The sequence below is a fragment of the Methyloceanibacter sp. genome (genome assembly GCF_049590335.1).
Lineage (GTDB): Bacteria > Pseudomonadota > Alphaproteobacteria > Rhizobiales > Methyloligellaceae > Methyloceanibacter.
In genome coordinates, this window is sequence record NZ_JBAWCQ010000174.1 from 1 (window position 1) to 9,853 (window position 9,853).

The 9,853-nt window shown below is 62.4% G+C and carries 8 protein-coding genes; 7 read left to right on the forward strand and 1 reads right to left on the reverse strand.

What is annotated here, in order from left to right; genetic code table 11:
• Window positions 1–2,642, forward strand: a 2,642-nt coding sequence (locus tag WBQ77_RS12555) for a ribonuclease E/G (RefSeq protein ID WP_424060500.1), incomplete at its 5' end; no start/stop codon positions are given.
• A gap of 113 nt (window positions 2,643–2,755) precedes the next feature.
• Here the strand turns inward: WBQ77_RS12555 and WBQ77_RS12560 are convergent.
• Window positions 2,756–3,865 carry a pyridoxal phosphate-dependent aminotransferase gene (locus WBQ77_RS12560; RefSeq protein ID WP_424043665.1) on the reverse strand — a complete coding sequence of 370 codons (1,110 nt, stop codon included), beginning with the start codon at window positions 3,863–3,865 and terminating at the stop codon, window positions 2,756–2,758.
• A 268-nt stretch (window positions 3,866–4,133) separates the two neighbouring features.
• On the opposite strand from WBQ77_RS12560, the gene WBQ77_RS12565 reads away from it, so the two are divergent.
• From WBQ77_RS12565 to aat, 6 genes are all read left to right on the forward strand, one after another.
• Window positions 4,134–5,564, forward strand: a complete 1,431-nt coding sequence (locus tag WBQ77_RS12565) for a M48 family metalloprotease (RefSeq protein WP_424043662.1) — start codon at window positions 4,134–4,136, stop codon at window positions 5,562–5,564.
• A 36-nt stretch (window positions 5,565–5,600) separates the two neighbouring features.
• Window positions 5,601–6,404, forward strand: a complete 804-nt coding sequence (locus WBQ77_RS12570) for a DsbA family protein (protein ID WP_424043661.1) — start codon at window positions 5,601–5,603, stop codon at window positions 6,402–6,404.
• Window positions 6,405–6,595: 191 nt separating this feature from the next.
• A complete protein-coding gene (gene aroQ, locus WBQ77_RS12575) occupies window positions 6,596–7,039 on the forward strand; it encodes a type II 3-dehydroquinate dehydratase (protein ID WP_424060501.1) in 444 nt (147 codons plus the stop codon).
• A 27-nt stretch (window positions 7,040–7,066) separates the two neighbouring features.
• The gene (gene accB / locus WBQ77_RS12580; RefSeq protein WP_424043657.1) at window positions 7,067–7,525 is read left to right on the forward strand and encodes an acetyl-CoA carboxylase biotin carboxyl carrier protein; all 459 of its coding nucleotides are present in this window, start codon (window positions 7,067–7,069) and stop codon (window positions 7,523–7,525) included.
• Between the two features lie 15 nt (window positions 7,526–7,540).
• A complete protein-coding gene (gene accC, locus WBQ77_RS12585; protein ID WP_424060502.1) occupies window positions 7,541–8,890 on the forward strand; it encodes an acetyl-CoA carboxylase biotin carboxylase subunit in 1,350 nt (449 codons plus the stop codon).
• A 45-nt stretch (window positions 8,891–8,935) separates the two neighbouring features.
• Window positions 8,936–9,673 (forward strand): leucyl/phenylalanyl-tRNA--protein transferase, encoded by a 738-nt coding sequence (aat, locus tag WBQ77_RS12590; protein ID WP_424043654.1) that lies wholly within the window; start codon window positions 8,936–8,938, stop codon window positions 9,671–9,673.
• Window positions 9,674–9,853: the final 180 nt, after the last annotated feature.

The following is a 9,853-nucleotide window of genomic DNA, read 5'->3' on the forward strand; positions in this document are numbered from 1 at the left end:
ATTACGGTGGTAATCGGCACGGCTTTTTGGCTTTTACTGAAATCCACCCCGATTATTATCAGATCCCGGTCGCGGATCGTCAGGCGCTTTTAGAAGAAGACGCCGCCGAGCAAAGTCGTGTCTCTGCCGAAGAAGCCGCGGAAGACGACGACGCCTCCAATGGAGGGCGCCGGCGCCGGCGCGGCCGTCGTGGCCGTGGGCGCGACGAACCCCGCAAAGAGGGTCAGAAGCCCGAGAAGGCTCCGGAGGCGGACGCACGGCCGATCGAAGTCATCCCGATCGCGACGTTCGAACTCGACGATGACGAAGAGATCGACACGACGCCGCGTGACGAACACGGCGATCCCGATATCCAGCTCGAGGCGGCCGATCTGACGCATGAGGTGTCCGAACCCTTGGAGCCGGCTGTCGAGGCGGATGACGCCGAGAGCGACGAGACGGAGGCTCCGAACGACAATGCCTCTGACGTATGCGACGTCGAGGCTTGGAGCCCGGATGCCCCGAGCGAGACGGACGACTCGAACGAAGACGAAGACTCGAACGAGGACGACGAGGATTCGGACGACGTCGAGGACTCCGATGACGACGACGATCGCGGTGGTCGGACGTCGGCGAAGGATCGCGTAGAGTCGGTCGGCTCGGAAGATGCGCTCGAGGAATTGCCCGAACGCGCACACCGTAGACGCGGCCGTCCCTATAAGATCCAAGAGGTTATCCGGCGCCGCCAGATCATTCTGGTCCAGGTGGTGAAGGAAGAGCGCGGCAATAAGGGTGCTGCGTTGACGACCTATCTCTCACTCGCCGGCCGGTACACGGTGCTGATGCCGAACACCGCGCGCGGCGGCGGAATATCCCGCAAGATCACGCAGCCGACGGACCGTAAGCGCCTGCGGGCGATCGCGGGCGAGCTTGAGGTACCCGAGGGCATGGGGCTGATCATCCGCACCGCCGGGGCGCAGCGCACCAAGACCGAGATCAAGCGCGACTACGACTATCTCCTGCGCCTGTGGGAGACGGTTCGCGACCTCACCTTGGGTTCGACGGCTCCTGCCCTCGTCTACGAGGAAGGCAGCCTGATCAAGCGCTCTATCCGGGATCTCTACAACAAGGACATCGACGAGGTCCTGGTCGCGGGCGACGACGCCTACCGCGAAGCTAAGGACTTCATGCGCATGCTCATGCCGAGCCATGCGAAGAACGTGAAGCCCTATAAGGAACCGGGGCCGATCTTCATCCGCTATCAGGTCGAGCGGCAACTGGCGGCGATGTTCTCACCGCAAGTGACGCTGAGGTCGGGCGGCTACATCGTGATCAATCAGACCGAGGCCTTGGTCGCCGTCGATGTGAACTCGGGCAAGGCGACGCGCGAGCACAGTATCGAAGACACCGCGCTCAAGACCAACTTGGAAGCGGCCGAGGAGATGGCACGTCAGCTCCGCTTGCGCGATCTGGCGGGTCTCATCGTGATCGACTTCATCGACATGGACGAGCGGCGCAATAACCGCCAGGTCGAGCGGCGCCTGAAGGATGCCTTACACAACGACCGCGCACGCATTCAGGTCGGGCGTATCAGTGCATTCGGCCTTCTGGAAATGTCGCGGCAACGCCTGCGTACGGGTGTTCTGGAAGGTTCGACCAGCGCCTGCGCCATGTGCCAGGGCACCGGCATCGTTCGCTCGGTCGAATCGGTTGCCCTCGACATCCTGCGTTCGATCGAGGACCGGCTGATTACCGATGGGATCATGCCGCTTCGTGCAACGACGGCCGTCGAGGTCGCGCTCTACATTCTCAATCAGAAGCGCGCGCACCTGAAAGACATCGAAGCCCGCTACGAGGTTCCGATCGCGGTCGGTGCGGACAAGGATCTGCACATCCCGCAATTCGTCATCGAGCGTTCGACGGATAGTGCACAGGCGTCTGGCGACAGCGCAGTGGTCCATATGGACTGGGCGCATCATCGCGAGGACGGTTCGCCGGCCGGCGAGTCCGATGCGGACGCAAGCAAGCGTCGGCCGCGCAGACGTCGGCGTGGACGCGGCGACAGCGAGACCGACACCGAGCTTCAGACGACCGATGTGGCCTCGAGCGAGGGCGCGTCCGTTGCTGCCGATGCGGGCAACGAGGCCAGAGACGGTGATGGCGAGACGCAACAGCGCCAATCGCGCCGCAGAGGCCGCCGTGGCGGCCGCCGTGGCCGGGGACGCAGTCAGAGAAATGCCGGCGAGCTGACAGCCGAGCAGCAGGATGGGCAGAACGACGATGCCGTCGCGGACGCCGAGACCGGTCAGACGGGTTCAGAGCATGCAGAAGAACCCGCGGCGCCGACCGCAGACTTCGATGTCGGCACCTCGGATGACGAGAGCCCAAAGGACGAGACGTCACAGCGCGAAGTCTCGGTCAGTGAATACGTTGCCGAAGAGACCTCAGACGAGCCGACCGGAGACGATTCCACTCCGGTGGCAGACGTTGAATCTGATGAGGATGAGGCCGAGCCCGCGACCCACGGGACGGAGCCTGCGCTCAGCATCGCCTCGTCGCGCGAGGAACCGATCGCGCCCGAACCGAAGCCAGAAATTTGGATCGAAAGCGACGGCGACAAAAAGTCCGCGCGCCAGCGCAAGGGCTGGTGGTCGCGGGGCTGACGCCTTTTCGGATTGTTCCGAGAGGCACATAACAGGACAACATGAGGGGCGCCCTTGGGCGCCCCTTTTGCGATGCCCCCCTCTTTGCGATGCCTTCGACGTCGCGCGTGTTGCTATCGCCTCTTCAGCCAGGCTGCGATGCGCATTGCGGCTTCGCGTATCTCACGCTCCGCTCCCGCATAGCTCAGCCGCAAATAGGATCGGCCCCGCTCGGGGTCGAAATCGATACCGGGCGTGGCGGCAACGCCGATCTCGCGCAACATCGCTTGCGCGAAGGCAGCGCTGTCGTCCGTCAGATGTCTGATATCCGCGTAGAGATAGAACGCCCCGTCCGCCGGCAGAATGTTCGGAAAGCCCGCTTGCGGGAGTTCGTTCAAGAGCAGGGCGCGGTTCCGCGCATAAAATCTCTTGATCTCTTCGAGTTCGTCGATCCCGTCGAAGGCGCCGAGGGCGGCGACCTGAGAGACGGTTGGCGGGGCGATGTAAAGGTTTTGGGACAGCCGTTCGATTGTCCGCGTCAGGACTTCCGGCACTATCAGCCAACCGACACGCCATCCGGTCATACTGAAATATTTCGAGAAGCTGTTCACCACGATTGCGGTGTCGGAATAGGCGAGCGCGGTTTCAGCCGCCACGACATATTCGAGGCCGTGGTAGATTTCGTCGGAGATCAGCCAGAGCCCTTGCCGGGTACAGGCCTCGGCCAGCTCTTTCAAACGCGCGCCCGTCGCCATGGTCCCGGTGGGATTGTTGGGGCTCGCGAGCAGCAGCCCTGCAGCGTCCGAGCCTACCAGCGCGTCGACATCGGCTGGGGTCGGCATCCAACGCCCCTCCGCGGTCGTTTCAATCAGATGTGCCCGGAACCCCAGCGCCTTGAGAATCTGGCGGTAGCAGGGATAGCCGGGAGACGGCAGCCCGAAGCCATCGCCGTGATCGAGAATGGCGAGGAATGCCAGAACGAATCCGGCGGACGACCCCGCGGTCACGATCACGCGGTCCGGCCCCACGCCAACGCCGTAGCGCTGTTTGACATAGGCCGCGATCCGTTCCCGCAATTCGGGAAGACCGAGCGACATCGTGTAGCCGAGGTTCTCTCCCGCCATGGCTTGCGCAACACGCTCGCGCGCGGCGCGCGGCGCGGGCGTCGCCGGCTGGCCCACTTCCATATGGATGATGTCTTCACCGGCGCTCTCCCGGCGGTTGGCCTCGCTCATCACGTCCATGACGATGAACGGATCGATCGATCGCGCTTGCGTGGACTGCCTGGGCAACGGCGGGACCTCGGACTGGTTGCTCACTGGCGGTGCCCCTCGCACATTATTGATGAAGGCCGGGTAGCGGGTGTCACGTTGTCGCCGCAATCAGGCCTCAAGCAAAATGAGCTTGGCAATGGCGGGGGCCATCAGCGGCGTGCCAACGTAGCGCCCTAGAGAGGCAAAAGAAAACAGCGTCTTTGCGCATCACAGCCGAGCCAATACGATCACGACCATCATGCCGTTTCTGGCCAAACTCACGGCTCTACCCTCCTCCCGCCGCAGACCCACTGTCTCGCGTGTGGCGGCCACGGTCGGGCTGATCGCAGGGCTGATCGTTCCAAGCATCGCCGAAGCCCGCGGGGTGATCCGCGACGCGGAGACCGAAGGCCTGATTCGCGATTATGCGGCGCCTATTTTCCGCAGCGCCGGACTCGGCTCTCAGAACATCAAGATCCACATCGTCAACGATAAGAACTTCAACGCCTTCGTCGTCGACGGGCACAACATGTTTTTCAATGCCGGGACATTGATGATCTCGAAGACACCGAACCAAGTGATCGGCGTGATTGCCCATGAGACCGGACATATTACGGGCGGTCACTTGGCCCGTTTGCGCTCCCAAGTGGCCCGGATGCAGTCCACGGCGTTGGCGCTTCAGCTTCTGGGTTTGGCCGCCATGGTCGGCGGCGGCCTGGCGGGCGTTCCCAATGCTGGCCAGATCGGCATGGGGGCGATGGCCGGTGGACAAGACGCGGCCATGCGAAGTTTCATGGCCTACCGGCAGACCGAGGAGTCCTCCGCCGACCAAGCCGCCATGACATTCCTGAACGCAACAGGCCAGTCGGGACGCGGCATGCTGCAGACCTTCGACGTGCTGGCCGACAAGCTGCGTGGCATTCAGGGGATCAATCCCTATTTGATGTCCCATCCGCTTCCGCAGACGCGTATTGCGCAGCTTCGGGCACTGGTGGAGTCCAGCCCCCATTACGACGTCGAGGATTCGCCGGAGCTGAAACACCGGCACAACCTCGTGCGCGCCAAGTTGTCAGGCTTTCTGGAGAAACCTGACGCCGCCCTGAACCGCTACCGCCAAGACGAAACACTGGCAGGCGACTACGCCCGGGCGATCGCGACCTATCGCAAGTCGGGCGTCGATGCGGCCATGCCGTATATCGACAAGCTCATCGCGGCCCAGCCGAATTGGCCGTATTTTTACGAGATCAAGGGACAGTTTCTGTTCGAAAGCGGCCGTGGCAAAGAGGCCATCGGCCCCTTGCGGCAAGCCGTCGCGATCGCCCCCCACGAAGCGTTGATCCAGATCATGCTCTCCCAAGCCATGCTCAGCACTGAGGACAATCGTTACCTCGACGAAGTGATCCGCAACCTGAGGAAAGCCTTGGTGCAGGAGCCGCAATCGGCTATGGGCTATCGCCAACTCGCCATGGCCTATGGCCGCAAGGGCGATCTGACGAAGTCCTCGGGTGCGCGGCGCAATTTTCTGTCTCGCGCGTCGCTTGCCTCCGCGGAGGCCTATTTCTATGAAGGACGCTTACGCGAGGCCAAGATGATGGCCAAACGGGCGCAAAATGGTCTATCGGGCGGAACCCCGCAATGGCTCCGCGCCCAAGACATTCTCGATTTTCAGATGCCGACACGTAAAAAATGATGCGTCCGACCCACGCAAACTCTCGGAGACCTCAGCATGACCTTTAAGACTGGCTTGGCCACCGCCCTCCTCGCCGCGGTCGTAGCCGCCATCGTGAGCGCCGCGACCGTCCTGTTCGTTGGGCGGGACGTCGCCGGCACGGCCGCACTTCCCGGCGAAGCGCCGGACAAGAAGCAGGTCGAGGATATCGTCCACGACTATCTCACCAAGAATCCGGAAATCCTTGTCGCCATGACGACCGAACTCGACCGGCGCCAAAAGGAAGAACAGGACGTCCAGCAAACCAAAGCAATCAGCGACAATGCCGACGCTCTGTTCCGCTCGGACAAGTCCTATACGGCCGGCAACCCTGATGGCGACGTCACCGTGGTCGAATTCTTCGACTACAATTGCGGCTATTGCCGCCGCGCCATGCCGGAGGTGGTGAAGCTCACCGACAACGACGACAAGGTGCGCGTGGTCTTCAAGGAGCTCCCGATATTCGGCGGGGATTCGGAGGACGCTGCCAAGGGCGCCCTCGCGGCCATGCTGCAGGACAAATATTTCGAAATGCACCAAAAGCTGTTCACGGCGCCGGGCAAGGCGAACAAGGAGAAGGTTCTCCGCATCGCCAACGAAATCGGACTGGACGTGCCCAAGCTCGAGAAGGACATGGAGAGCCAGGAGGTTGCCGACGCCCTGGCGGAGGCCCACGGGCTGGCCCAGAGTCTCGGCCTGCAAGGCACCCCGCTCTATCTGATCGGGGACCGCACCATTCCGGGGGCGCCGGACGATCTCTACGACCAGCTGGTCGAGAAAGTCGGGATCATCCGGAAGGAAGGCTGCAAGGCGACCTGCTGACGGCCGATCCGAGGATCGATCCCGGGCCCTGATCTGCGACGGCGCGTATCGGGGCCCTCTCGGCTTTTGCTCAGTTGCTAAAAAGCTGATAAGTGGCGCGCTACCGCGATGTTCTTTGCGAATTTTGCGCGCGCCCTTTCCATCCGCTGGCGGGGCCGCCACCCCCCTGGATCGCCTACCGGGAATGCACCATGGCCAACCCGATCTATATCTTGAACGGCCCGAATCTGAACCTCCTTGGGAGTCGCGAACCAGAAGTTTACGGCATCGAAACGCTGGTCGATCTGGAACAGCGCTGCGTGCGCAAAGCTCAAAGGCTGGGCTGCACCGTGGACTTCCGGCAGAGCAATACCGAGGGAGACCTGGTCGGCTGGATCCAGGAGGCCCGGACGAATGCGTCGGGGCTTATTGTGAACGCCGGCGCTTACACGCATACCTCGATCGCCATTCTCGACGCGCTCCTTGCGTGCAAAGTACCTATCGTCGAGGTCCATCTATCGAATATCTTCACCCGTGAACCGTTCCGCCACCGCTCCTATGTTTCCCAGGCCGCGAAGGGGGTAATCTGCGGTTTAGGTGGCCTCGGCTACGAACTCGCGATCGAGGCGGTTGCCGCCGCGGTTTCCGACGCCTAGCGGGACGACGACAATGAAAGGACGCCAATGAGTAAAGACGGGGGAAGCCTCGATACGGATATCGTCCGGGAGCTCGCCACGCTTCTGGATGAAACCGGGTTGACGGAAATCGAGATCGAGCTTGAGGGACGCCGCTTCCGCGTGGCGCGAAGCGTCAACGTCACCGCCGCTCCCGTCGCCGCGGCGCCCGTAGTAGCGCCAGTCCAATCCGATTCGAAGCGGAGCGCCTCGTCGGAGGATGCCGGCGTACATCCCGATGCGCTAACCTCACCCATGGTGGGGACGGCCTATCGCTCTCCGGAGCCCGGAGCGGCCATGTTCGTTGAAGTCGGCAGCACCGTGACCTCCGGTCAAACGCTTCTCATCATCGAAGCGATGAAGACGATGAATCACATCCCTTCGCCCAAGTCCGGCAAAGTCACAGCGATCCTTGTCGAGGACGGTCAGCCGGTGGAGTACGGCGAACCCCTCATCGTGATCGAGTAGGAATAGTCAGACTCAATGTTCGACAAGATTCTGATCGCCAACCGGGGAGAAATCGCGCTTCGCATCGAGCGGGCCTGTAAGGAGCTCGGCATTTCCACCGTCGCGATCCATTCGACGGCGGATGCGCACGCGATGCATGTCCGCCTTGCAGACGAAAGCGTGTGTATCGGGCCGCCCCAGGCCAAAGACAGCTATCTCAACATCCCCGCAATCGTCGCGGCCTGCGAGATCACGGGCGCCGATGCGATCCACCCCGGCTATGGCTTCCTGGCCGAGAACGCGCGCTTCGCCGAAATTCTCGAGGAACACAGAATTGCGTTTATCGGCCCTACGGCCGAGCACGTGCGGCTAATGGGCGACAAGATCAAGGCCAAGGAGACTGCAAAGTCGCTTGGCATTCCGGTCGTGCCCGGCTCGGACGGATCCGTTACGGACTTTGAGTCGGCGAAAGTCATCGCCGAGGAAATCGGTTATCCCGTAATGGTAAAAGCGTCTGCCGGCGGAGGCGGGCGCGGCATGAAGCTGGCGCATTTCGATTACGAACTCGAAGCCGCGCTCAGCACGGCGCGCAACGAGGCCCGGGCCGCCTTCGGCGACGATACGGTCTATCTGGAGAAGTATCTCGGCACCCCACGCCATATCGAGGTGCAGATCCTCGCCGACGGGAACGGAAACGCGGTTCACCTTGGCGAGCGCGATTGCTCCTTGCAGCGGCGCCACCAAAAGCTCTGGGAGGAGGCGCCCTCGCCCGCGCTCAACGAGAGCGAACGCATGCGGATCGGCGAGATCGTAGCCAATGCCATGCGCAAGCTGAGATATCGCGGCGTGGGCACGGTGGAATTTCTCTACGAGAACGACGAATTCTACTTCATTGAAATGAACACACGGCTCCAGGTGGAGCACACGGTGACAGAAATGGTCACCGGACTCGACCTCGTGATCGAGCAAATCCGAATTGCCTCGGGCGCCCCGCTGTCTATCCGCCAGGAGGACGTGCGCTTCGACGGGCACGCCATCGAGTGCCGCATCAACGCCGAGAACCCGCTTACCTTCCGTCCCTCTCCGGGCACGATCACTCACTTCCACCCGCCCGGCGGCCTGGGTGTCCGGGTCGATTCGGGCGCATATGCGGGCTACACCATCCCTCCGTATTATGACAGTCTGATCGGAAAGCTCATTGTGCACGCTCGGAACCGCAACGAATGTCTTATGCGGCTCAAACGCGCTTTGGGAGAATTCGTGGTCGATGGCATCGAGACAACTATTCCCCTGTTCTCGTCGCTCATTCAGGAGCCGGACATCGTCGACGGCCATTACGACATCCATTGGCTGGAAGACCACTTGGCGCCGAACGGCGACCGCTAAGAGCCTGGCCTTGCCCGACCAGCGCTCGTTGGGGAACCTTGCACGATGAGTTCTCTCGACGACGTCATGATCGAGATCACGCCGCAGGTGCTGCTGAAGGCTTATACGTGCGGCATCTTCCCGATGGCGGAGAGCGCGGACAACAACGGGCTCTATTGGATCGAACCTGAGCGCCGCGGAATCCTACCTCTGAATGCGGTCCACATCCCCAGAAGCCTCGCGCGGACCATTCGCCGTGGCGGGTTCGAGGTCAAGATCGACAACGACTTCGATGCCGTGATCGAAGGCTGCGCGGAGCCGCGCGCGGGACGCCGCAGCACCTGGATCAACGGTCGTATTCGCAGCCTCTATAGGGAGCTGTTCGCCCTCGGACACTGCCACACCGTCGAAGTCTGGCAAGACGGCGGCCTGACCGGCGGCCTCTACGGCGTCCATATCGGCCGGGCCTTCTTCGGAGAAAGCATGTTCTCCAGAGCGCGCGATGCGAGCAAGATCGCGCTGGTCTATCTCATCGCGCGGTTGAAGCATGGTGGCTTCACCTTGCTGGACACGCAGTTCATCACCGACCACCTTGAGCGGTTCGGGGCTGTCGAAATCAGCCGTCAGGTGTTTCAGCAGCGCTTGGAAGATGCGTTGAACTGCAGCCAAGGCAGTAGCGGCGCGGACGGACGGGCCGCTGCTGCCTCGGAAGGTTCGTTTTCCGCTCTTTCCACCAACAAACCGCCGACCGACGTCTTGCAGTTGGTTAGACTGACGTCGAAGGCGGGATGCGCGACGGAGTGACTTCCGGGATACTCGGCTGAGCGCCTACGCGCAGATAGTTGGTTGCTGCCATTCACCCGCTAGCTTGCGCGTGTCAGCCTCAACGCTGCAGCCAGGGCAGTAGCGGCCTTGCGGGTGCGGGCCGGCCAGCTGGAGGCGGCGAAGCCGGGCGGGCGGGTGCCGCCGCGGGCGGTGCTGCAG